This window comes from Acinetobacter sp. YH12140 (assembly GCF_013418475.1).
In the GTDB taxonomy this organism is placed as follows: Bacteria; Pseudomonadota; Gammaproteobacteria; order Pseudomonadales; family Moraxellaceae; genus Acinetobacter; species Acinetobacter amyesii.
Map to the genome: position 1 here is coordinate 122962 of NZ_VPBZ01000008.1, position 24586 is coordinate 147547.

25 protein-coding genes and 1 riboswitch are annotated in these 24586 nt (G+C 41.6%); of the genes, 8 read left to right on the top strand and 17 right to left on the bottom strand.

All coding sequences use genetic code 11. The features are described from left to right. Positions 1 to 46: 46 nt before the first annotated feature. Positions 47 to 625: a TMEM165/GDT1 family protein gene (locus tag FTU75_RS13055; protein ID WP_078193209.1), complete on the bottom strand. Its 579-nt coding sequence runs from the start codon at positions 623 to 625 to the stop codon at positions 47 to 49. Between the two features lie 74 nt (positions 626 to 699). Beyond that, positions 700 to 842: riboswitch (yybP-ykoY riboswitch) on the bottom strand. Between the two features lie 58 nt (positions 843 to 900). On the opposite strand from FTU75_RS13055, the gene FTU75_RS13060 reads away from it, so the two are divergent. Next, a complete protein-coding gene (locus FTU75_RS13060) occupies positions 901 to 1611 on the top strand; it encodes a methyltransferase type 11 (protein ID WP_180116146.1) in 711 nt (236 codons plus the stop codon). A gap of 48 nt (positions 1612 to 1659) precedes the next feature. Here FTU75_RS13060 and FTU75_RS13065 read toward each other — a convergent pair whose 3' ends face one another. The 3 genes from FTU75_RS13065 to FTU75_RS13075 form a co-directional block, all read right to left on the bottom strand. After that, positions 1660 to 3642 carry a 2-oxo acid dehydrogenase subunit E2 gene (locus tag FTU75_RS13065; RefSeq protein ID WP_180116147.1) on the bottom strand — a complete coding sequence of 661 codons (1983 nt, stop codon included), beginning with the start codon at positions 3640 to 3642 and terminating at the stop codon, positions 1660 to 1662. A 2-nt stretch (positions 3643 to 3644) separates the two neighbouring features. After that, positions 3645 to 6347 (bottom strand): pyruvate dehydrogenase (acetyl-transferring), homodimeric type, encoded by a 2703-nt coding sequence (aceE, locus tag FTU75_RS13070; protein ID WP_180024620.1) that lies wholly within the window; start codon positions 6345 to 6347, stop codon positions 3645 to 3647. 281 nt (positions 6348 to 6628) lie between these two features. Then, positions 6629 to 7324 (bottom strand): M23 family metallopeptidase, encoded by a 696-nt coding sequence (locus tag FTU75_RS13075; RefSeq protein ID WP_180008772.1) that lies wholly within the window; start codon positions 7322 to 7324, stop codon positions 6629 to 6631. A 106-nt stretch (positions 7325 to 7430) separates the two neighbouring features. Between FTU75_RS13075 and FTU75_RS13080 the strand changes: the two genes are divergently transcribed. Continuing rightward, positions 7431 to 7871 (top strand): DciA family protein, encoded by a 441-nt coding sequence (locus FTU75_RS13080; protein WP_111884464.1) that lies wholly within the window; start codon positions 7431 to 7433, stop codon positions 7869 to 7871. Positions 7872 to 7968: 97 nt separating this feature from the next. On the opposite strand, the gene lpxC is transcribed toward FTU75_RS13080, so the two are convergent. From lpxC to gshB, 8 genes are all read right to left on the bottom strand, one after another. Next, positions 7969 to 8871, bottom strand: a complete 903-nt coding sequence (gene lpxC / locus FTU75_RS13085; protein WP_078193215.1) for a UDP-3-O-acyl-N-acetylglucosamine deacetylase — start codon at positions 8869 to 8871, stop codon at positions 7969 to 7971. A 125-nt stretch (positions 8872 to 8996) separates the two neighbouring features. After that, a complete protein-coding gene (gene ftsZ / locus FTU75_RS13090; RefSeq protein WP_180116148.1) occupies positions 8997 to 10187 on the bottom strand; it encodes a cell division protein FtsZ in 1191 nt (396 codons plus the stop codon). 159 nt (positions 10188 to 10346) lie between these two features. Beyond that, positions 10347 to 11609, bottom strand: coding sequence for a cell division protein FtsA (gene ftsA, locus FTU75_RS13095; protein WP_111884462.1), 1263 nt, complete (start codon positions 11607 to 11609; stop codon positions 10347 to 10349). A 68-nt stretch (positions 11610 to 11677) separates the two neighbouring features. Beyond that, positions 11678 to 12532, bottom strand: a complete 855-nt coding sequence (locus FTU75_RS13100; RefSeq protein ID WP_180116149.1) for a cell division protein FtsQ/DivIB — start codon at positions 12530 to 12532, stop codon at positions 11678 to 11680. Positions 12533 to 12535: 3 nt separating this feature from the next. Then, positions 12536 to 13465: a D-alanine--D-alanine ligase gene (locus FTU75_RS13105; RefSeq protein WP_111884461.1), complete on the bottom strand. Its 930-nt coding sequence runs from the start codon at positions 13463 to 13465 to the stop codon at positions 12536 to 12538. Between the two features lie 59 nt (positions 13466 to 13524). Next, complete coding sequence (murC, locus tag FTU75_RS13110) at positions 13525 to 14973, bottom strand: UDP-N-acetylmuramate--L-alanine ligase (protein WP_078190576.1); 1449 nt, start codon at positions 14971 to 14973, stop codon at positions 13525 to 13527. A 14-nt stretch (positions 14974 to 14987) separates the two neighbouring features. Further along, positions 14988 to 16085, bottom strand: a complete 1098-nt coding sequence (murG, locus tag FTU75_RS13115) for an undecaprenyldiphospho-muramoylpentapeptide beta-N-acetylglucosaminyltransferase (protein ID WP_180116150.1) — start codon at positions 16083 to 16085, stop codon at positions 14988 to 14990. Between the two features lie 302 nt (positions 16086 to 16387). Further along, positions 16388 to 17332, bottom strand: coding sequence for a glutathione synthase (gene gshB, locus FTU75_RS13120; protein ID WP_180116151.1), 945 nt, complete (start codon positions 17330 to 17332; stop codon positions 16388 to 16390). A gap of 343 nt (positions 17333 to 17675) precedes the next feature. Here gshB and FTU75_RS18600 point away from each other — a divergent pair, with 343 nt between their 5' ends. The 3 genes from FTU75_RS18600 to FTU75_RS13130 all read left to right on the top strand — a co-directional run bounded on the left by FTU75_RS18600 (position 17676) and on the right by FTU75_RS13130 (position 18884). Further along, complete coding sequence (locus FTU75_RS18600) at positions 17676 to 17936, top strand: hypothetical protein (protein WP_306441869.1); 261 nt, start codon at positions 17676 to 17678, stop codon at positions 17934 to 17936. A gap of 123 nt (positions 17937 to 18059) precedes the next feature. After that, complete coding sequence (locus tag FTU75_RS18605) at positions 18060 to 18560, top strand: GGDEF domain-containing protein (protein ID WP_306441883.1); 501 nt, start codon at positions 18060 to 18062, stop codon at positions 18558 to 18560. A 126-nt stretch (positions 18561 to 18686) separates the two neighbouring features. Further along, on the top strand, positions 18687 to 18884 hold the full coding sequence (locus FTU75_RS13130; protein WP_180101671.1) for a DUF3565 domain-containing protein: 198 nt from the start codon (positions 18687 to 18689) through the stop codon (positions 18882 to 18884). Positions 18885 to 18929: 45 nt separating this feature from the next. On the opposite strand, the gene FTU75_RS13135 is transcribed toward FTU75_RS13130, so the two are convergent. The 3 genes from FTU75_RS13135 to FTU75_RS13145 all read right to left on the bottom strand — a co-directional run bounded on the left by FTU75_RS13135 (position 18930) and on the right by FTU75_RS13145 (position 20218). Then, entirely contained in the window at positions 18930 to 19220 is a 291-nt protein-coding gene (locus FTU75_RS13135; protein WP_180116152.1) for a type II toxin-antitoxin system YafQ family toxin, read from the bottom strand. Beyond that, on the bottom strand, positions 19207 to 19467 hold the full coding sequence (locus FTU75_RS13140) for a type II toxin-antitoxin system RelB/DinJ family antitoxin (protein ID WP_168370261.1): 261 nt from the start codon (positions 19465 to 19467) through the stop codon (positions 19207 to 19209). Before FTU75_RS13140 ends, FTU75_RS13135 begins: the two co-directional genes overlap by 14 nt. Positions 19468 to 19609: 142 nt before the next feature. After that, entirely contained in the window at positions 19610 to 20218 is a 609-nt protein-coding gene (locus tag FTU75_RS13145) for an FMN-dependent NADH-azoreductase (protein ID WP_180116153.1), read from the bottom strand. Positions 20219 to 20316: 98 nt separating this feature from the next. Here FTU75_RS13145 and FTU75_RS13150 point away from each other — a divergent pair, with 98 nt between their 5' ends. Further along, complete coding sequence (locus FTU75_RS13150; protein WP_078194112.1) at positions 20317 to 21228, top strand: LysR family transcriptional regulator; 912 nt, start codon at positions 20317 to 20319, stop codon at positions 21226 to 21228. 316 nt (positions 21229 to 21544) lie between these two features. Here the strand turns inward: FTU75_RS13150 and pyrE are convergent, their stop codons facing one another. Beyond that, a complete protein-coding gene (gene pyrE / locus FTU75_RS13155) occupies positions 21545 to 22195 on the bottom strand; it encodes an orotate phosphoribosyltransferase (RefSeq protein WP_180116154.1) in 651 nt (216 codons plus the stop codon). Between the two features lie 40 nt (positions 22196 to 22235). On the opposite strand from pyrE, the gene FTU75_RS13160 reads away from it, so the two are divergent. Continuing rightward, positions 22236 to 23054, top strand: a complete 819-nt coding sequence (locus FTU75_RS13160) for an exodeoxyribonuclease III (protein WP_180116155.1) — start codon at positions 22236 to 22238, stop codon at positions 23052 to 23054. 630 nt (positions 23055 to 23684) lie between these two features. Continuing rightward, positions 23685 to 24032 carry a Spx/MgsR family RNA polymerase-binding regulatory protein gene (locus FTU75_RS13165; protein WP_180116156.1) on the top strand — a complete coding sequence of 116 codons (348 nt, stop codon included), beginning with the start codon at positions 23685 to 23687 and terminating at the stop codon, positions 24030 to 24032. Between the two features lie 104 nt (positions 24033 to 24136). On the opposite strand, the gene FTU75_RS13170 is transcribed toward FTU75_RS13165, so the two are convergent. Continuing rightward, positions 24137 to 24574 carry a DUF2147 domain-containing protein gene (locus FTU75_RS13170; protein ID WP_078193227.1) on the bottom strand — a complete coding sequence of 146 codons (438 nt, stop codon included), beginning with the start codon at positions 24572 to 24574 and terminating at the stop codon, positions 24137 to 24139. Between the last annotated feature and the right edge of the window lie 12 nt (positions 24575 to 24586).

The window sequence follows — 24586 nt, forward strand, 5'->3', positions numbered from 1 at the left end:
TTTTAACTCAGGATTTCATGTATTTTTAATATGGTGAGATCATTATTTAAAATAAATAGTGTTGTGCCAACGCAGCCAAACCAATCACCAAGAATACTAGGGCGCCAATTTTATGAATCAGTGAAATCGGTAGTTTTTCAGCTAGTTTGTTGCCAATAAATACCGCAGGCGCATTAACCAACATGATGCCTAATGTCGTCCCCAAAGTCACCCAGCCAATACTGTCAAAGCGTGCAGCCAGTGCAACAGTGGCAATTTGGGTTTTATCTCCAATTTCAGCCAAGAAGAACAAAACGAAAGTGGCGCCGAAAACCCCATATTTTTGCCACTTATTGATACTTTCAGATTCATCATCCAATTGATCGGGGATCAACATCCACACCGCCATAGCAATAAAGCCCAGAGAAACGATCCACAATAAAACGATTGGACTTAAAACAGTGGTAATCCATTGACCCAACACAGCAGAAACCCCGTGGTTCACCACAGTCGCGAGGAAAATTGCAATTAAGATCGGAACGGGTTTACGAAAACGTGCAGCAAGCAGTAAGGCAAGTAATTGTGTTTTATCGCCCATTTCTGACAGGGCAACAACAGCAAGGGAAATGAAGAAAGCGGTTAACATGGTGCATTTCTCTGGCTAGCAATAACATATACCGATGACTTATCCCTCCTGCTAGCCAATGTGCAGAGTGATAAATCAAAGGTCTTGCCAACAAAAGAAAGCTACGAAGAGCTCATTTGGTTCTTTGCTATGATGACCATGCTCGTTTTAGAGCAAATATGTTGACCATCACCTTTTTACTTTGCGTAAAAAGCGGCTACTCCCCAATGAAGTAATGCTATTCTAGCGAGGAATGCATGTTTTCGCAATTTTAATTTTCGATGACTCAATTTGATATGCAAAACAATAATCAAAAATTTCAAGAATTTATTCAACACTATATGCATGTGCAGGATGTATTAATCATTGCGGGCGGCCCGTCTCAGCTCAGTTTTGACTTAACCACCATTCAGCCCTCAAAAAAGCTGCTAATCATTTGCTGTAATCAAAGTTTTCTTCAACTTCCTCAGGCTCAAATTGCCCATCATTCAGATTATGCGTGGTGGTTACAGTATCAGCCCATGCTCAAAGCCTGCTTTCAAGGTGACATCATTAGCGGATGTGGTTTAGGTCACAACCGCCCATATCCTGAACATGAAGTGATTAACTTCAAAACCGTGCGTATCGATACGCAAGCGGAGTTATTTCATTCACCGTACTTTGTGTATGGTAATAATTGCGGCCTTCAAGCCTATTCACTCGCACATCTCTTTCAACCGCAGCGTATTTGGCTGATGGGCTATGACTTCCAGCACCAACAGGGCCAAACACATGCGTATCAACATCAACATGTGCAAGAACTGGGGCATTATGAAAAGTTTTGGGGTTTATTTTTAAAAGACTTCCAACGCTTTGAACATTTACGACATAAGCTTTGGTCGATGGCGCAGCCACATCGTACGCTTCCACTCACCTATAACCTCAACGCAAACTCGGCATTAAAGCTCTACCCTTCACCCATTGAACTTCCTGATTGGCTTTGTCAGTCCACCACCACGACGCCATAAAAAAACCCTGCCAAAGCAGGGTTCATTTTGAAACTTAAACAGGTCAGATTAGATCAATAAAGTTCGGATATCTTTGAGCAGCTTCGTCAGTTTATTGGCAAAACGTGCAGCGTCCGCTCCATTAATCACACGGTGATCGTATGACAATGACAGCGGCAGCATCAAACGTGGATCAAAGCTTTCACCATTCCATACTGGCTGCATGGTTGCAGGTGAAATACCCAAAATCGCCACCTGTGGCCAGTTGACCAACGGTGTAAATGCAGTGCCACCAATTGAACCCAGACTGGTAATGGTAAAGTTCGCACCTTGTAAATCTTTCGGCGACAATTTTTTGTCACGTGCTTTTTGACTCAGCTCACCCAACTCAATTGCAATCTGCTTAATCGATTTTTGATCTGGATTACGCAGTACAGGCACGGTCAAACCATCAGGCGTGGCAACGGCAATCCCCATATGGATTTCATTGCGTAGCAATACTGACTTGCCATCATCAGACAAATGACCTGCAAATTCACGCTCTTCTTTCAACAAATAAGCCACTGCTTTGATGATGAAAGCCATAATGGTTAAGCCAATACCTTCTTTCTTAAAGTTAGCTTTTAAATCATTACGCCAAGCTTCAAGATCAGTAATATCCGCTGCATCGAACTGCGTCACTTGCGGGATAAAGTTGTTTAAAGACAATTGCGGGATCGACACTTGTTGTAAACGCGTCAAAACTTTCTCTTCCACACCACCAAAAGCATCAAAACTTGGCAACTTCGGCAAACCTGAAACCTGTGCCACAGCTTGAGCTGTAGGTGCAGCTTGCGGAGTGGTCAAACGGGTTTTCACATAAGCGAACAAATCTTCTTTCATTAAACGCTCATGCGGGCCCGATGCTTTGACTTCTGCCAAAACCACACCCAATTCACGTGCAAGCTTACGAACGGCAGGTCCTGCATACACTTTGGCATTGGCAGCATTTTGCTCTTTGGTGAGCTTATCTGCGCCTTGTGGTTGCGGTGCTGCTGCTTCAACTTTGCTTTCAGCTTTAGGTGCAACTGTCGCAGGCTGTGCTACAGCTGGTGCAGGTTTCGCTACTGGCGCGGGTGCTGCAACAGCTTGACCTTCGGCTTCAATCGTCACTAAAGCGACGCCTTCAGAGACACTTTGCCCTAACTGAACATGAATCGCGGTGATTTTACCAGCGGTAGAGCTTGGCACTTCTACCGTTGCTTTGTCTGATTCCACCACGATGATGCTTTGGTCTTTTTCAACCACATCACCCACAGCGACTAAAATTTCAGCCACTGCTGCTTTATCAACACCTAAGTCAGGCACTGCAATTTCAACAGGTCCAGATGCTGCAGCCATAGACGGCGCTGGTGTTGCTTCTGCGACAACGGGTGCAGCAACAGGCTGTGCAGTTTCTTGCACAGGAGCCGATTCAACCGCAGCAGATGAAGCCACCGTTTTCACCGTTAAAATCACTACGCCTTCTTTCACTACATCGCCAGCACTGATCGTGATCGATTCAACACGGCCTGATACAGTACTTGGGACTTCGACTGTCGCTTTATCTGATTCCACCACGATAATACTTTGATCAACATCAATCTCATCACCAACAGAGACCAAAATCTCACTTACCGTAGCTTTTTCTACGCCAATATCAGGGACTTGCACATCGATGCTTTGCGACTGAGTAGCATTGGCTGCAACAGGTGCTACAGCTTGTTCTGCTTCCACAACCGGTTTTGGTTCTTCTGCTTGGTCTTCCGTTGCATTTTGTACTGGCTCAACGGTAGCAGTACTTTGACCTTCTGCTTCTAACTCGATCAGCACAGCACCTTCAGCAACACTGTCACCCAGATTAACTGCAATGCTTTTCACCACGCCTGCCGAAGTGCTGGGCACTTCAACAGAGGCTTTATCAGACTCTAACAACACAATGCTGTCATCGACGCTAATGCTGTCGCCGACTTTCACTAAAATCTCAGCGACTGTTGCTTTATCTACACCAATATCAGGAGTCGTAATTTGCATGATTAGTTCTCCTCTTTGTAGTCAGCCACAGCATGCAGTTCTGGCGTTTCCTGCGGAGCCCATGCCACTGGACGGTCAGTATCTAGTTCAAAGCTTGAGATCGCATCTTTAACCAAACGTGCATCAACTTCGCCTTCATCCGCGAGTTTTTTCAATGTTGCTACCACAATATGTGCGGCATCGACACCAAAGTAGCTACGTAAGTTGCCACGTGTATCTGAACGACCATAACCATCTGTGCCTAATGCAACGAACGGACGATTGTCTGGAAGATAAGCACGGATTTGTTCGCTATAAGCACGCATGTGATCGGTTGCCGATACCACAATACCGTCTTTTTCACGAAGTAATTGAGAGATCCAAGCTTCTTTCGTATCTTCAGCCAATGGATGTAGGCGGTTGTATTCTTCACATGCCATACCATCACGAGCTAATTCGTTAAAGCTAGTGACGCTCCACACATTTGAATGAATTTGATATTCATCACGAAGAATTTTCGCTGCTTTAATCACTTCACGCAGAATCACGCCTGAACCCATCAACTGAACCGTTGCTTTCTCATCTTCTTCGAAGAGATACATACCACGTTTAATGCCTTCTTCAGCACCTTCAGGAATAGCTGGATGTTCGTAGTTTTCATTCATTACTGTTAAGTAATAGAACACGCGCTCTTGGTTCACGTACATACGTTTTAAACCATCATGTACGATCACTGCCAGCTCATAACCAAAACATGGGTCATAAGAGATACAGTTTGGAATCGTATTTGCCAAGATATGTGAATGACCATCTTGGTGCTGTAAACCTTCACCGTTCAGTGTTGTACGACCCGCAGTTGCACCGAGCAAGAAACCTTGCGCCTGTGCATCACCTGCAGCCCATGCAATATCGCCAATACGCTGGAAACCGAACATCGAGTAGTACATATACATCGGAATCATTGGCAAGTTATTGGTTGAATAACTGGTTCCTAACGCAGCCCAAGCACTCATCGCACCCGCTTCGTTAATCCCTTCTTGTAACATGTGACCATCTTTAGCTTCACGGTAATGCATCAACTGTTCTTGGTCTTCAGGGGTATATTTTTGACCATGCGCAGCATAGATCCCCAACTGACGGAACATACCTTCCAAACCGAAAGTACGCGCTTCATCTGGCACAATTGGTACGACACGATCTTTAATGGCTTTTTCTTTCAATAATGATGAAATCAAACGTACCATCAACATGGTCGTCGATTGCTCTTTACCGCCACTGCCTTTGAGTACCGCATCAAACACAGACAATTCAGGAATCGCCAGCTGCTCGCTTTCTTTACGACGTGCAGGTAAATAACCACCCAATGCCTCACGACGTGCTTTCATGTATTTAATTTCAGGTGAATTTTCACTTGGACGGTAGAATGGCACTTCTTCAAGCTGTTCATCGGTAAATGGCAAGTTGAAACGGTTACGCACGTATTTCAACGACTCAAGCTGCATTTTCTTGATTTGATGCGTCTTATTGACTGCTTCAATCTCTTCCGACAAACCATAACCTTTGACTGTTTTTGCCAAGATAACTGTTGGCTGACCCGTTTCCTTCATCGCTTCGGCATAAGCCGCATACACTTTGAATGGGTCATGACCACCACGGTTCAGGTTATCAATATCTTCATCGCTTAAGTTGCGCACCAACTCTTCAGCTTCAGGATACTTACCAAAGAAATGTGCACGCGTATACGCACCACCTTTCACTTGATAACGCTGGAAGTCACCATCGACCGCTTCTTCCATCACCGCTTTTAAGGCACCTGAATCATCTTTTGCTAGTAGCGGATCCCAATGACGACCCCATACCACCTTAATCACGCGCCAGCCTGCACCACGGAACAATGATTCAAGTTCTTGAATAATTTTACCATTACCACGAACTGGGCCATCTAGACGCTGTAAGTTACAGTTCACGACCCAAATTAGGTTGTCGAGCTTTTCACGACCTGCAAGTGAAATGGCACCTGTACTTTCAGGTTCATCCATTTCACCATCACCGAGGTAAGCCCAAACTTTACGGTTTTCTTCTTTGATCAGGCCACGGTTCATCAAGTACTTTTGAATGTGTGCTTGATAGATCGACATGATTGGGCCTAGACCCATCGATACGGTTGGGAACTGCCAATAATCTGGCATCAAGTACGGATGTGGGTATGACGGCAAACCTTTACCGCCAACTTCACGACGGAAATTATTTAAGTGCTCTTCAGTCAAACGACCTTCTAAGAACGAACGTGCATAGATACCTGGTGCACAGTGACCTTGATAATAGATCATGTCACCGCCAAAGCTGTCGCTATTGGCACGGAAGAAGTGGTTAAAGCCCACGTCATATAAAGTTGCAGATGATGCAAAACTTGCCAAGTGACCACCTAAGTCATCACCTGTTTTATTGGCACGCAGTACCATCGCTAAGGCATTCCAGCGGATCAACGCACGAATACGGCGCTCCATATCCGAATCACCTGGCATAGGTGGCTGTTCTTCAACTGAAATGGTATTTAAGTAAGGAGTATTTAGTCGCTGAATGGGAACGTGCTTAGCAATCGCTTGTTGATAGAGTTTTTCAAGCAAAAATGCAGCGCGGTCAGTTCCCATGTGCTGTAAAACTGAATCAAATGCGTCCTGCCATTCTTGGGTTTCTTGCGCATCTGTATCGCCATAAAACGCCATACTTCACCTATCCTATGTGCTAAATATATGGCTCTATTAGTACCATATTTTGGCTAGGCTCAGTTATCGCCACAGATGAATACGAAATAGCTCTGTTATTTATTTACTAAATACTTATTGATTAACAATTACACAAATTTACATTTTTGAGTCAATTTTCGCCATATTTCATACAGACAATATTTTTTAGAATGATAATTTTATAGTTATTAGCGATAAATAAAAAAGCCATTGTCTGTAGAGGTTCAGACAATGGCTTCGTATATAGATGTTATATGTGCTTATGGTAACATCGCTAAATACGTTGATGGGTTTTTACGTTGACCATCTTTCACTACTTCGTAATGTAAATGTGGGCCAGTACAACGACCAGTACAACCAACGTTAGCAATATGCTCACCCGCAGCAACACGGTCGCCTACACGTGCAATTAAGCGTGATGCATGTGCATAACGTGTCAGGTAACCATTACCATGGTTAATTTCAACATATTGACCATAACCTGTGCCCCAACCTGACTTTGTTACAATGCCTGGACCCGTTGCATAAATAGGTGTGCCACTAGCCGCAGAAAGATCTAAACCTGAATGATTCTCCGCACGGCCACCCATGGTACGGCCACCATAGTTTGAACTTACACGCTTCATGTCTGGAAGTGGGTGGGCAATTAACCATGAATATGGATTATTTGAACTTGCTGAATAGTTTTTAGAGGAATTGCTTGAACCGTATTTTTTTGCGATTGTCGCATTATTGAGTTCAATTGATTTTTCACGAATTTGAACATTCAACTTTGTTTCTGCTGGAATATCAATATCATTGCTTTCAGAGTAAGCACCTTGAGACAAAGTGCGAGTTAACTGTTCAATACGATCTGATGATGAATCTGCTTGATTTAATTCAACTAAATCTGCAAAAGCGACTGAAGCGGCCGAAGCAGCCAATGAAAACGCCAATAAAATACGTCGTAAATGCATAAAAAACCTCTATAAACTGTTCTCTTTTGTTCCTTGTGTGATTTCGTCCTTGATATCAGCCAAAAGGAGCGCATAAGATTAAGACATAAACATGTAGGAAATATGTATGTCAGAACCTGTCAACGTCTTTCAACCAACAAGAAAACACATAAAAACAGGAAACTTTTCGTTTCTCTCAACGCAAGTTGCTGCATGGCAGAAGCTTACGAAAATTGTCCAACCGCTATTACCCCAACCGGATCAATGGCAAGTCGTTTGTTATATAAACGGTGTACTTATATTAACTGGTGAAAATCAGGCACTGATAAGTCAGTTGGCCTATTTACAAAAGCAATATATTGCACAGTTATCACAAATATACGAATTCAAGGATTTACACAAGATTCAAGTTCGTCTGAGAACTCCGTCTCCAACGCCCCATTCCCCTGAAAAAATTTCAAGAACCCTCAGTACAGAAACTCAGGATTTACTCCGTAATGCTGCTGACTTTGTGAGCGACCCTAAGCTTAGCCAAGCAATGCTGCGTTTGGCAAGCAATAAAAAGTAACCACCGAGTTGTAACAGATAAATTTGAATACTCAGAATGTGACAGACTTAACACTTACAAATGATACAATATAACATCACTATTATAAGACAATGACTTATGTCACATTCACATAACTAATTGGGCAATCTTTAATGTCATCAAATGTTACAATTTCATAGCTGTCTGGATCACTTTTGACATTGCGTAATAACTGATTATTTAATGCATGACCTGACTTATAGGCATCATATTTCGCAATAATTTGATGACCGAGCAAGTATAAATCACCCACAGCATCTAATATTTTGTGACGAACAAACTCATCCGAGAAGCGTAAGCCCTCTTCATTGACCACACCATTGTCATCTACACCAATGGCATTTTCGAGACTCGCCCCTAAAGCCAAATTATTAGCTTTGAGGTAGTCCAAATCTTTCATAAAGCCAAAAGTCCGCGCTTCACTAACTTCATAGACAAATGTTTCGGTTGAAAAGTCGATTGTTGCCGACTGAAATTCTTTCTTAAATGCAGGATGGTCAAAATCAATCGTAAAATTTAATTGGAAACCGTCATGGGGTTGGAAGGCAGCACGTTTATCATCGATCAGTGCTTCGACAGGTTTGCGTATTTTTATGAATTTTTTAGGTGCATTTTGTTCTTGTAGTTCACCTTGCATAAGCAAATAAATGAACGGGCCGGCACTCCCATCCATAATTGGCACTTCAGACGCCGACACTTCCACGATCAGGTTATCAATCCCTAAACCAGCAATCGCACTCATAATGTGCTCAATTGTACCCACCTTGGCATTTTCTTGCACCAAGTTAGAACACATGAATGCTTCTTGAATCAGCATAGCATCGGCTGGAATATCAATCGGTGGATTTAAGTCGATACGACGAAACACAATCCCCCCATCGGCATGATGTGGCACAAAGTTAATCATCACTTTTTGCCCACTATGCAGTCCGATGCCACTCGCTTTCACGATGCGTTTCAGGGTACGTTGTTTCAACATGTGTCTTCTATCATCAGTTCACAAAACCGCTATACGTTAGCATATTTAGCCATTGATAAAAAACAAAAAGGTAGCTGATCAGCTACCTTTTGTAATCAACAGACACTTAAGTCATTGAATTTATGTTATTTACGTTGCTGATTTTTCAAATAGTCTTGAATACTCATTGGCGTAGGGCGTGAATTGGATGCTGACGCCGCTGCCGCAGCTGGAGCTGCTGCTTCATTGTGCTGACGTTGAATCGCTGGCACATCATCTTCATCTACAGGTACTTGTGCAGAAGCGACTGTACGCGTTGCTTGTGCGATAGGGCGTTTCACTGGCTCAGCAGAATCGGCAGAATTACGAGTTAAACCCGTTGCGATCACCGTTACGCTAATTTCATCACGTGCATCTGGATCAAATACCGTACCGTAGAACACTTGACCTTCATCAAGATCCACAATTTGGTTCACCACATCAGTGATTTCTTCAATTTCACCGAAGGTTACGTCATCGCCACCTGTAACGTTAATCAAAATGCCTTTTGCATTCATGATGGTCACGTTATCTAACAATGGGCTACGGATCGCTTGTTCAGCAGCTTGACGCGCACGGTTTTCACCACGACCAGAACCTGCACCCATCATGGCATAACCACGTGTACTCATCGCAGTTTTCAAATCGGCGAAGTCAAGGTTGATATGACCAGGACGCACCACAAGATCAAAGATACTACGTACAGCATTTAACAGTACGTCGTCTGCTTTTTTGTAAGCATCTTTCATTGAAATATCGCGGAATACTTTAAGTAGACGTTGGTTCGGAATAATAATCAGAGAATCAACATGTTGCTCAAGTGCTTCAATACCTTTCTCAGCAGACTGCTGACGACGTTTACCTTCAAAGTTAAACGGAGTCGTCACCACACCTACAGTTAAGATACCCATTTCTTTGGCAATTTCAGCAACAACTGGCGCAGCACCTGTACCTGTACCACCACCCATACCTGCAGTCACAAACACCATGTCCGTACCTTCAAGGTGTTGGCGAATCAACTCACGGCTTTCTTCAGCAGCAGTTTGACCCACTTGTGGATTTGCACCTGCACCCAAACCACGCGTACTTTGCTCACCGAGTTGGATTTTAAATTGTGCATTCATACGGTCGAGTGCCTGTTTGTCTGTATTGGCACAAACAAATTTTACACCTTCGATATCTGATTCCAACATGTGTTGCACAGCGTTACCGCCAGCACCACCTACACCGAATACTGTGAAACGGGCTTGACCGTTGCTGTCGCTTTGATCATCTTCTAAAAATTCAAATGAGGCCATGCCTAAAAAATTCCTAATCCATAATTGGCAGACACTTCAGCCCGTATACTGCCTTGATCTTAATAAAAATTGTTTTTTAGAATGCTGTCCAAGTTCCAGCTTGTCAAGTACAAGCAATAATCCGTACAACTTCCCAACAATATTCCCAAATATTTCAACTTAAAAGATCGACTTCAAGGTGTCATTGAAGCCCGACCATGCACGTTTTACCCGATTCAATACTGAAAGTTTTTCCGTATCTTCTGGCTCAACGATCGTATCTTGTGTTTCACTTTGACTGAAAATTAACAGACCTGCGGCAGTCGCGTATTGTGAACGACGTAAAGCGGCTTGCTGTTGATCATCAGCATACACTTGCATAGGTGGATTACCTAAATGTGCAGAAACACCTAACATCCGACGCGCAAATGTCACCATCCCTTCAATTTGGCAGGCATCACCTGTGAGTACAACACCATGGTATAAACCATGAATCGCACCATGATCCACCAACTCATTACGCACTTGATTAAAGATTTCTTCATAGCGCGCAATAATGATTTCGGTCAGTTCAATACGGCTAATGGTTTGTGGACCATCAATACCTTGGAACTGAATCATACTTTCAGGTTTAACCACTTTCAGATCAACACAACCATACAACAGCTTAATGCGTTCAGCTTCTTCTGTTGTGGTTTGCAATACAGCAGCAATATCACGTGTTACATGCTCACCGCCACGTTGCAAAGTGTGTGTCATCGCCAAGCGACCATCTAAATACACCGCAATATTGGTCGTACCAGCACCAATATCAACCAAACACACACCATATTCTTTTTCATCTTTAAGCAAACTGGCTTCAGCTGTTGCTAATGATGAAATGACCATGCGTTCAACACCAATATTGGCACCTTTTAATGCGCGATCCAAATTCTGCATGGTGCTGATGGGCAACATCATCAAATGATAATGTCCTGTCATACTCCGTGCTGACATGCGAATCGGGTTTAACACCCATTCAGGTTCATCATCTAGTTCAAAACCTAAAGGTACAGCACTCACCAAATAATGGTCAGACGTTAAATGACTGGCTTTGGCCAGTTCTAAAGCACGCACCACTTCATTGGTGGTAATCGCATGGTCATTATTTTCAATTGGAGTGCGACCAGAGGCATAAAAACTTTTTAGTTCAGCACTTGGAATGGAAATCCACGCAGAATGTACACGACATTCCGCCATATCTTCTGCTTCCTGCACTGCATTTTTAATTGCGGTAACAACTTTATCGAGACTGACAATTTTCCCTTTATTCATGCCGCGGTTACGAGCGGTCGCCATCCCTACCACTTGGATATTGTCTGGCGCGTGTACCTTACCAATCAAAACTGAAACTTTGTGTGTCCCAATGTCAATCGCAACAACCGAGGGAACAGCTTCATTCATTATTTACTACTACCATTCACATGTTTGTTTAATTTATGGCTTAAAGCCTCTACTTATAAAGCCGATCATTATGGCTTTACAGGCGCTGCATTCGCAATGCCTATGTCATCACTGGTTACAACAAACTGACCATTTACCGACTTTGCTGGCACAGAGTTTTTCCATTGAATCGCTAAACCATTTCGGTAGCGCAAATCGATGGCAGAAATTCGTGGCCAAACAGGTTTTAAGTCACTGTGTGCAAGATAACTTAAACGCTGCAACTTACTCATGGTCTGATCCTGATCGACAATCACGCGTAAGCCTGAATCAAACTGCATAAACCAAGTCATTCGTTCGGTTAAATATAATTCTTTTAAACGAATGCCTACAGGTATAAATAATTGATTAATTTCATTATAGCGACGCATCATCATTTTGGACTGACTCGTCGGCCCATGCAATAACGGCAAATTCTGATGATTGGTCGGAGTTAATTCGGCAAATACATCACCACTGTCGCTTAACAGTCGCCCAGTTCCCCAACGTGCAATCGCTTGACGCGGCATCACCCGTACACGAATTGCATTTGGCCAAGCACGCGATACCACCACGCGATCGACCCAAGAGATTTCTAAAGTACGGTCACGAATGACACGTAAATCAGAGGTAAAATAGTTTTCAGTCATCATCGGTGAAACGTATGACATGACTTGTTGTTTTTCTTGGGTGCTCCGCACCCCCACCACATCAAGTTCAGCCACACGTGCATCCGTCATGACTTTATATAGCCCCCAAATCCCAGCAATCAAGACCACACATGCAATAAACAATAACAGCCATCCACCCACATTGGTAAGCTTTTCCTTACGTGTCGGTGGTTTGTCATGTATCGATGTCGTTGCTGCACGTTTACGGCGCATTGACGCAGGAAGTTGAGCCATAATTTAGTGCGCCGCACCTGTTAGGGTTTGTTCCAAAATTGCAACACAAAGATCATCAAAACTATAGCCTATAGCATTAGCAGCTTTAGGCACTAGAGAATGACTAGTCATACCCGGAACGGTATTTACCTCAAGTAACCAGAAGTTTCCTTCTGCATCCTGCATCGCGTCAATACGACCCCAACCACTCGCACCTACCGCTTGGAAAGCGCGTAAAGATAAAGCTTGTAGACGCTTTTCTTCATCTTCAGTCAAGCCACATGGAATACCATATTGCACATCGTTACGGTTATATTTCGCTTCGTAATCGTAAAAAGCCACATCTGCAGGCGGTTCTAAACGAATCACCGGTAGCGCCTGACCATTTAAAATCACAATGGTAAATTCACGTCCTGTAATCCATTTTTCAGCCATCACGACTGCATCATGCTGGGTCGCTTTTGCAATTGCGGTTGCAAAGTCTTCAATTTTTTCAACTTTGCTCATACCAATGCTTGAGCCTTCATGCACTGGCTTGATAATAAATGGCAAACCAATTGAATCTACAATTTCTTGTAAATCTGAATCTTTGCTGACAATGCGATAAGGTGCTGTCGGTAGTTCTGAACCTTGCCAAACTTGTTTAGTTTTGACTTTATCCATACCAATCGCCGAGCCTTGAACGCCCGTTCCAGTGTACGGAATGTTTAACCATTCCAAAGTACCCTGAATTTGACCATCTTCACCACCACGGCCATGAAGTACGATAAATGCACGGTCATAAGCCACCAACTCAGTCACACTGCGTTGCTGCGGATCGAATGCTTCGGCATTTACACCCGAACGCACCAATGCTTCAAGTACAGCTTTACCACTATCGAGAGAAACCTCACGTTCGGCAGATTTCCCACCTAATAACACGGCAACTTTGCCGAATTTTGAAGCATTTGACACGTTTATATCCTTAAACTTTTATCTACGGTCTAAACAAACTTTGGATCACCAAGCGGTAATCATTTTACATAGAGATTGTTTTGAGCAAGTTCGATTGAGATTGCTCCAACATTACCTGCGCCCTGTGTTAATAACAAGTCATTTGCTTGTAACACTTTTTTCATTACTGCTTGTAAGTTGCCTTCTACTGGATCGATAAGAATCGGCTCAACTTCACCACGTAGACGAATGCTTCGAGCCAATGCACGACTATCCGCACCCACAATTGGTTTTTCACCCGCAGGATAAACTTCTAATAACAACAATTGATCAACTTGTGACAATACATCGACGAAGTCATCAAAACAGTCACGCGTACGGCTAAAACGGTGCGGTTGGAACATCATCACCAAACGACGATCTGGATGACTTGCACGTGCCGCTTTAATGGTCGCTTCGACTTCTTTTGGATGGTGACCATAGTCATCGACCAATTTCACCAAGCCATCTTCAACTTCAAATTCGCCTTGTACTTGGAAACGACGACCTACACCACTGAAACTTTCTAAGGCACGCGCAATCGCAGCATCAGAAACACCTTCATCCGTTGCAATACCAATCGCTGCCAAGGCATTTAAGATATTATGAAGACCCGGCAAGTTAATGGTTAAACGTAACGGCTCACGGTCTTTACGCAAAACTGTAAAGTGTGATTGCATGCCTTCTTGAGCCACATCAACAGCACGAATGTCATTGTCTTCATTGAAACCATAAGTCACGACAGGACGACCAATACGCGGCATAATTTCACGGATGTTGGCATCATCACCACACATCACAGCTAAACCGTAAAATGGAAGACGCTGTAAGAATTGTACGAAGGTATCTTTCAATACATCGAAGCTACCACCATAGGTATCCATATGGTCAGCATCGATATTGGTGACAATCGTTGCCATCGGCTGTAAATGCAGGAATGACGCATCTGATTCGTCCGCTTCAGCCACGATATAACGGCTTGCACCCAATGCGGCATTCACACCAGTACGATTTAACAAACCACCAATGACATAAGTTGGATCCAGATTTTCTTCTGCTAACATGCAGGTCACAAGACTGGTTGTCGTGGTTTTACCATGCGTCCCTGCAACGGCAATACCATGACGGTAACGCATTAATTCACCCAACATTTCTGCACGACGCACGACAGGTGTACGGGTTTCAATCGCCGCTTTCACTTCCGGGTTTTCAGAATCAATAGCTGTTGATACCACGATTACATTGGCGCCTTGAATATTTTCAGCAGCATGACCGATGAAAACTTGAATGCCGTTTTCTTCAAGCTGAGCCGTGGTTTTCGACGCTTTAATATCTGAACCTGAAACTTTATAGCCTTGGTTTTTCAATACTTCGGCAATACCGCACATGCCCGCACCACCAATTCCAATAAAATGGATGTGTTTAATACGGCGCATTTCTGGCACTTTAATGAGCTTTTTCGCTTGATCGGCAGGCGTTGATGGAGACATAGATTACTCGAATTTTACAAATCTTGAATTAAACCAACCACGTGCTGTGTCGCATCGGGTTGTGCCTGTTGTCGAGCCTTAACCGCCATTTCCATAAGTCGTTGGCGATTCATCAGCGGCTTCAACAACGCTGTTAAACTTTCTGCGGTCATGTCCGCTTGTGGGCAAATTTTTGCAGCATTGATATTGGCCAAGAACCCTGCATTTGCAGTTTGATGGTCATCCACTGCACTTGGCAGAGGAACAAAGACGGCTGCTACACCCGCTGTCGCAATTTCAGTGACGGTTAGCGCACCAGCACGGCAGATAATCAAATCCGCTGCAGAATAGGCTGCTGCCATATCTTCAATAAACGGCTGTACTTCAACTTGTATATGTTCAGGTGCGTTTGCATAACGAGCGAATGTGCTTTCAGCATTATTTTGACCACACTGATGATATACACTCAGGGGCTGTTCTAATTGCTGCAAAGCAGCCGGCACACATTCATTTAAGGCACGTGCGCCCAGTGAGCCCCCTACAATTAAAACCCGTAATGGCAACCCAGCTTTTTCACGCTCTTGGTAACGCCATGACGGATTTAAAATTTCTGTAATTTCCTTCCGTACAGGATTGCCTGTAGTCACAATTTTATCTTGAGCTGGAAAAGTATTTGGAAATGCCTGACAGACAATTTTGGCCACACGTGACAACTGCGTATTGGTAAAACCTGCTACCGCATTTTGTTCATGGATAATAACTGGTATGCCCAATGCACGAGCCGCCAAGCCACCTGGCCCAGCCACATAACCCCCAAAGCCTGCAACTGCATCGACTTTGAGTTGTTTCATATAACGCATGGCACTCAATGTAGCTTTGAGAATTTTAAACGGTGCCATCAGCTTACGCACGACTCCATTGCCGCGCACGCCTTGGATATCAATTTGATAAATTGGAATATTATGATTTTTAAGCAGGCGATTTTCCATGCCTGTTGGCGTTGCGAGCCAAGAAACTTCACAGCCTTGTTGTTGCAACTCTTTGGCAACAGCGAGCGCTGGAAAGACATGACCACCGGTTCCGGCAGCCATCATCATGACATGTTTCGGCTTTACTTGCGTTACTTCGGTCACTGTCTAATTCTTCAATTCTAAAAAGAGGCTAATGATATTCGATTTTAAGCAAACAATTGTAATCACAAACGCATGACCGTGAAAGGTAATTTACTTTTTTTCAACAGGCGTATGATTGTTTTTTTCTACTATTTTAAAAGTTTAAACTAGTTTTATTATTAATCTATGAGAATTGAAAAAAAATCCGACAATTTTTCACTTTAATTGCATTCACTTACAGTTTTTTGCTTTTTAAGCTCCCCTCCCCTTAGCGCAGGACAAAAAAAGAGCCCGTGGAGGACTCTTTTAAATCTAGTGCAAAATTAAGCTTTTAAACCTGCCTCAAGGACATCAAATAAATCATCGGCAATCGAGGTGCCAAATTGCGCATCAATTTCACGTACGCAGGTTGGACTGGTGACATTAATTTCAGTCACGTAATTACCAATCACATCCAGACCAACAAACACTAACCCTTTTTCACGAAGGAATGGCCCAACTTTGGCTGCAATGGCTTTATCATTTTCGGTCAATGGACGCGCCTCGCCCAAACCACCTGCCGCCAAGTTGCCACGCACCTCACCATTTTGCGGAATACGCGCCAAACAATACGGTACGGGTTCGCCATTGATCATCAAGATGCGCTTGTCGCCATCCACAATTTCTGGGATGTAACGCTGCGCCATAATCGGCTGTGTGCCGTTATTGGTCAGGATTTCAATGGTTGAACCAATGTTTACGCCATCTTGGTATAAACGGAAAATGCCCATACCACCCATGCCGTCTAATGGTTTCACAATCACATCGCCGTGTTCTTGCAAAAATTCACGAATCAGGCTTTGCTGCGAGGTCACCAAGGTCGGTACTTGAAGTTCAGGGAATTGCGTCGCAAACAATTTTTCATTGCAGTCACGTAGGCTTTGTGGCTTGTTAATAATCCATGCGCCTTCGCGTTCAGCCTGTTCCAAAATATAGGTGGTGTAGACAAAGTTCATGTCAAACGGAGGATCTTTACGCATCAAAACTACGTCATAAGCAGCAATTGATTCTTTTTGTTTTTCGCCGAGTTCGTAATAGTGGTTGTAGTTTTCAAAAACTTTTAGCGGTGAAATCAAACCAAAGGCTTTGCCGTGATCGATATATAAATCTTGCTGTAATGCATAGCCTAGCTCATGTCCACGACGTGCTGCTGCCCATAGCATCGCCATTGAGGTATCTTTTTTTAGGTTTACATTTTCGATGGGATCCATCACAACAAGTACACGCATTATTCAGTGCTCTGTTCATTATCAATTTATGAACGAGTATAGCCGAGATTTTTCTTTTGTTTATTCTGATTTTGCATGTGTATGTATGGATTCGTGTGATGCAGGCGATAATTCAAAACATTTCTATCATCGGCTTTATCTCAATAATGGAAATAAGCTTTAATCACATCATGTGATAGGTCTGCGTAATTAAATACCAAAGCATTGCTACCTGTTTAATTACTTCCAAATATACTTAGCCCTATTTTTGGTTAAAAAATACGTGATTTTTTATTTTTTTTAGATATTGTGTTAATTATTGTAAATAAAAAAATAGAATTCATTGAGGATCAATATTGAGCAGATGGCTATCATTCTTGATGCTTTACCAGACCCTGCATTTGTCATATCACGTAGTGGAAAATACGTTGCAGTTTTTGGCGGGCGCGATAATCGTTATTATCACGATGGTTCCGGTCTTGTTGGTACCTATATTTCAGATGTGATCAAGCCAGATAAAGCCAACTTGTTTATGCAACTGATCGACCAAGCTCTAGCATCAGGAAATCTACTCATCGAAGAGTATGAGCTGAGCAATAGGGATGTAAAAGGTCTGCCCGACTAAGGTCCTGAAGAGCCCATTTGGTTTGAGGTGCGCATCCAAGCTCTCAGTTTTTCGGTAGATGAAGAAGACGTTGTACTTTGGGTCGCAAGTAATATTTCAGCGCGTCACGACTAGGAAATCAAGCTGAAGGAACTCAGCCATACAGATCAGTTAACTGGTCTTTTCAACCGAAGAAAATTAGAGCATGATTTAGCATTACATTATGAGTCATACCTACGGCATTCCATACAGACCTCGATCTTGATGTTCGATCTTGATAACCTCAAAAAAATCAACGACAGTAAAGGCCATCATGTCGGTGATGAGGCAATCCGAGCAGTCGCAGATATTCTTCGTTTAACACTGCGCAAGACTGATTGCGCCTGCCGCTTAGGTGGAGATGAGTTTGTGGTCGCCTTGCCCAATACGGGCTGCGAGCAGGCCATCCAGTTTGCCAAACGGATTCATGAACATTCCAGAAAAGAATTAAGTCGGTTTTCAATAGATAACGCGCATGTCACCGTGAGCATAGGAGTGACAACCATCATGCCTGAAGATTGCACCTATGAAGATACCATTAAGCGCGCTGATCTAGCGCTGTATAAAGCCAAACATGGCGGGAAAAATAGAATTGTCGCGGCCTAAGCGTGCGGCAGAAATAAACCAAATTTCACAGTCTATTTAGCAATTTGATATTCAAGCCGTTGTGATTGCTCAACATGAACTCTCGTCTCTTTTTCAGCATAATTTCAATTTAGATAGGTGTTTGATATGCAGCAAGCCATTGTTGATTTTGCCTTGGATGATGAAAATCATTGGTATGCCATTTTAGCTTGTGGTCATACACAGCATGTCCGACATGATCCTCCATGGCAAAACCGCCCTTGGGTTTTGACGGAGCAAGGACGGAATGAAAAGTTAGGGGTGATGTTGGAATGTAAGAAGTGTGATGAAGAGAGTTTCGTATAAGAGATTTTATGTTAAACAGCCCTCAATTAAGGACTGTTTTTTAGGTCAAATTGCTAATTCGCTATGACTGCCTAATCTGACTAATTTTAAAATTAGCAGTTCACCTTCTTCTGTTTTCTTATAGATTAAAACAAGATCAGGCTTGATATGGCAATCACGATGACCCACCCAATTGCTGACCAAAGCATGGTCACGATACTTTTCAGGTAGAGGTTCATCGGCTTGTAGTAACTCTAAAACTGTTTGTAGATCAGCATCTACTGTATTTCGATGTTGCCCTTTTTTCTCACGTTTATAGTCTTTCTTAAATGCAGAGGTGTACTTAATCGTCCGCATTAAGATCAGCCATCAGATCTTTTACAGAAGTGAAGCTCTTTGCTTTGCTTAGATCTTCTTCCATCGCTGCAATAGTTTCAGCACTGGGTTGCCAAATTTCAAAAGGTAGAGCCTTTTCTTTCGCTACTTTGGTCAACAACAAACGGACTGCATCTGAGACAGTTAAGCCCATTGATGCGAGAACTTCCGTTGCTTCATGCTTAATATTTTCATTAATACGAGTAGTCACTAAGGCATTTGAAGCCATGTTAAGCTCCTATGATTAACATTGTTAATCATACTATATTCTTAGATGAAAAAAAATTCAATTCGTATAACAGCCATTATGTTAAATAGGAACCTTAGAACAATAGAAAATTATAATTTCATTGCCATAAGGAAGAATATACTTACAATCCTACGTTCGTTTGTAAAGCAATTTGCTGTGAAGCTAATTCAAGTGCTTTAGATTTCCCTAATGGTTTAATATCAGTGCCTTCAGCATATATAAAATCTACCTTATCAATACCAATTAATCCTAATACTGCTATTAAATATGTTGTAACAGCATCTGTTGGAAGATCTTGATGAAAACCACCACGTGAACTAAAGATAATTGATTTAACACCTTTAATTAATCCTACGGGTGCGGTTTCTGTATATTGAAAAGTTACTCGTGCTCGTGCAATTAAGTCGAACCAGTTTTTTAATTGGGTTGGTACATTTAAGTTATACATTGGTGCTGCAATCAATAATAGATCACAATCTTTCAGCTCTTGAATAAATTGATCAGAGAGAGCTACTGCTGCTTTTACCTCAGGTTTTTCATTCGCCTCTCCACGTAAGGCATTAAATATCTCTAAGTTTAATACTGGTAAGTTCATAGCTCCTAGATCATGTTCAATTATTTGGTCAACATAACCACTTTGCTTACGTCTATATAAATATTTATTAATGAGCTGATTACTTAGAGATTTTTCCTGCATAAAACTAGATTTGATAACTAAAATTCTGTTCATAGTAAGGTTCCTAATATGAATTTTAATTAGATTATCATTGATAAATTGGATACAAAAGTGATAATAAATCAACTCATTGATTCCCAATTGGAACTAATATGCGTGTTAATGATCTGAAAAGTTTGATGGCATTTATTAGTGTTGTTGAACAAGGAAGTTTTACTAAAGCATCAGAAAAATTACATCTGACTCGTTCCGCTGTCAGTAAGATGATTTCAAAGCTTGAGGTACAGCTCGGAGTAGTACTTTTTAACAGAGATACACGTCATTTAGCTCTCACAGAAGAAGGTAGTATTTTCTATGAACATAGCCAGCGGGCTGTACAAGAATTATTAATAGCTGAGACATTATTTGAAAGTAATAATCAAAATATTCAGGGAATGATACGTATCTCTATGCCTGTATTATTTGGACAAAAGTTCATAGTTCCGATATTAAGAGACTTAGCAGATGAACATCAAAATTTGAATATGGTTCTTTCTTTTAATGATCGTTATATTGATTTAATTGAAGATAATTATGACCTAGTGATAAGAATTGGTAATTTAGAAGATAATAGTCAATTAATGGTTAAAAAGATTTCTGAGCATGCAATGTGGCTCTGTGCCACACCTGAATATTTAAAAAGATACCAGGTTCCTGAGAGCATCAAAGATTTAGATAACCATCAGACTATTGGATATTTGAAAAATGGGCAGCTTGAAAAGTGGATATTTCAAAGTTCTCATCATAAAACTATGAAATATTTGCCAAAAAATAAAGTTCAAATGGATGACATAAAAAGCATATTAGATTATGTACTAATGCATGGAGGAATTGGTTGGTTACCTTCCTGGTTGATTCAAGAATATATACAAAGTGGTCAATTAATACACCTACTTACTAACTATTCAAGTACTAACTATCCTATTCAAATTGTATGGAAAAGATCAAATTTCTTACCAATACGTGTTCGTACTACCATTGATAAAATAGCTTCATCAATACAAAAAGATAGCGTCATTAAATAAGATTTATAAGAGAGGAATTCTAAATTGATAGTAATACAAAATCTTTCTAGTTTAATTTTTAAACACGGATTTATTAAGCTTTCCTAAAATTAACATAATACACGTTATACGAAATTCTTTAAATTTTCTATAAGCATCAATACCTTAACTAAAGCCGTTTCAGTAAATAGCGCACTGAGACGGCTTTTTATTGATTCTTCACGTTTAACGCCTACTTTTTAAGCAATATTTCACATTTTTTGTTAGTTAGATGCAACAATCATCATTTAAAGACGTAAAAAAGGCAGCTTCAGCTGCCTTTTGAAATCCCGAAAAATTAGATGCCGTATTTAACACGGTACGCTTCCATTTTCGCCAAGGCTTCAGTTTCGCCTTTTGCATCTAAGAAAGTCATTAAATCTTTCATAGTGATTAAAGCATGTACAGGAATTTCTAACTCTTTTTGTACTTCTTGAATCGCAGACAAATCGCCCTGACCTTTTTCTTGACGGTCTAGCGCCACCAATACGCCCGCAATTTGTGCACCGGCATTTTTCAGAATAGTCACTACTTCACGAATCGCAGTACCTGCAGTGATCACATCATCAATGATCCAGACTTTTTTGCCTTCTACTGATGCACCCACAAGCACACCGCCTTCACCATGGTCTTTCGCTTCTTTACGGTTAAAGCCCCAAGGTACACTCACACCATGGTTTTGTGACAGTGCGACAGCCGTTGCTGCTACAAATGGAATACCTTTATAAGCTGGGCCAAAGACCACTTCCACATTATCGCATTTTGTTAATTTAGCTGCATAGCCAGAAGCCAATAATGATAAGGCTTCACCATCGTTCAGTAGACCTGCATTAAAAAAATAAGGACTCACACGACCCGATTTTAAAGTAAACTCACCAAATTTAAGCACACCACGTGATAATGCGAGTTCGATAAAAGCTTGTGGATTAAATGCCGCTTGCGCTGTCATGAGGTGCTCCATTTTTTTAAGTTTGAGGTTAAACCTGAGCATGATACCAAAGAGTAGCTATCCAAGTGATCAAAAAATTTTACGTGTCGTTTCAATTAATGTGAATGGTCTGCGTTCCGCTGAAAAAAAAGGTATTTTTGACTGGATGGCAACTTCAGATGCCGATGTCATCTGCATGCAAGAAAGCCGTATTACCCATGAACAATGGACCGATAAATTTAAACCCGAAGGTTGGTTTACACACCTTTTCCCTGCAGAACGCCCAGGCTATTCCGGTACTGCGATTTATAGCCGCCTACCTTTTGTTTCAGTGACAGATGGTTTAGGTTTTGAATTGGCAGACACTCAAGGCCGCTTTATTTCTGCTGAGTTCGATTTAGGACTTGGACAAACTGCACATATTTGCTCGCTCTACCTGCCTTCTGGTTCATCGGGTGAAGAAGCTCAGGCGCGCAAAGACCTATTTTTAGGCGAATATCAACAAATTTTGAAGCAATGGCGTGCTGAAAATAAGTCAGTGATTGTTTGCGGTGACTACAACATCGTGCATAAACGTATTGATATTAAAAATTGGTCTGGGAACCAAAAGGCTTCAGGCTGCTTACCACATGAACGTGCATGGCTCGATCATATTTATGATGAGCTTGGCTATGTCGACACCTTCCGTGAGGTACGTAAAGAAGCCGAGCTTTACTCTTGGTGGTCTAACCGAGGACAAGCGCGTGCCAAAAATGTGGGTTGGCGTATCGACTACCATGCATGTTCACCAGACTGGAAAGAACGTACAGTCAATGCTTGGATATTTAAAGATGAATGGTTTAGCGACCACGCACCTGTGATTATTGATTATAAAATTTAAGCTTCCAACAATTAATTGAGTGAACGATTGTTTACTCAATTAGAGCTTATTTCTCACATTACATGACGAATTTGTGGATTTATCTCATAACTTGAACATAGCATTATGGTCGCACGGCAAAGGGACATGTCAGGATGACATAAAAGGATTGGACGCCGAAGGAAGTATAAAAACAAACTAAATGATTTAGCTTGTTTTCAAGGATGTGACAATGGACGTTGGATTGAGACCCGCATGATCAGGATGATTAAATGCGGGTTTTCTCTTATCTAGTCCCCACATCTATAGACTCAAACATCCCCCAAATAAAACAGCTAAAAATTCAATCTGCACAGCATTTTCTTATTCTCGCTTTCTTTCTACTTTTGACTGTGCAACCTTAAGCTGAATTTTCTTGTTATTGCATCGCTTTCTTTTCTGAGCATCGTTTTGTTCTGTAGGCTATTCTAAAAGACCAAAATGTCGTTTTGATGACAATACCCAATATTTATTACATGCGACTTTTACAGCAAAACATTTATTTCTCAATCCACATCCAGATCGAGCTTTGAGCATTGATGAATTAGCCTGTAGGATAATGCTTAATTGTATTTTTTATCTTATTGTTTGAATAATTAAGGACACCTGTTCATGATTAAAATTTATGGCATCAAAAACTGTAATACCATGAAAAAAGCTTTCGACTTGCTCAACGAATTAGGCCTAAGCTACGAATTTCATGACTATAAAAAAGAAGCGATTGATGCTAAAACCGTAAAAAAATGGCTTAATGCCAAAGGCGCTGATGTGATTCTCAACAAAAAAGGCACAACATGGAAAAAACTCAGTGAAGAAGAGCAACAGACAGCGTTAGCCAGTGAAGAAAATTTGATTCAATGTTTAATAGCGCATAGCAGCATGATTAAACGTCCTGTACTCGATACAGGTAGCGATTTATTGATTGGCTTTGATGAAAGCGCTTACCGTGCATTGAAATAAATTTTTTTATCACACTCATGCACGGCTCTAGTTCAATTGTGGCTGAAAATAGGCTATAAAAAAGCCTGACATTGTCAGGCTTTTTTTGTTTGAATCATGTCAAATTAGTTGGCACGAATCCATGTTTGATTACGACCTAAAGCAGCAACGCCAATAAAGCCGCGAAGCTCTAGTTTTTTGCCACCATCAGCCAATTGACCTTTTAACTTGTAAGTTTTACCTGATTGAGGATCCAAAATTGAACCATCTTCATAGCTTGTACCACCTACATTTTTAAGACCTGTCACAATACGTAAGCCTTTTAATGATTTGTTGTGATATGGGCCTTCACATTTTTTACAAGCGTTTTCTTCACCTGGTGTCAAAACTGACTGAATGCTCGCAGAAAGCGTACCATTTTTTTGTTCAGTGAATTTTACAATCGCTTTTGGCTGCTTGGTTTTATCATCAATGGTTTTCCAAGTTGTACCATTTAGCGGATCTGCAGCATTTGCAAATGCGGCTAAACTCATCAATCCTAATGCTAGTGCAATTTTTTTCATTTTTGTTTATTT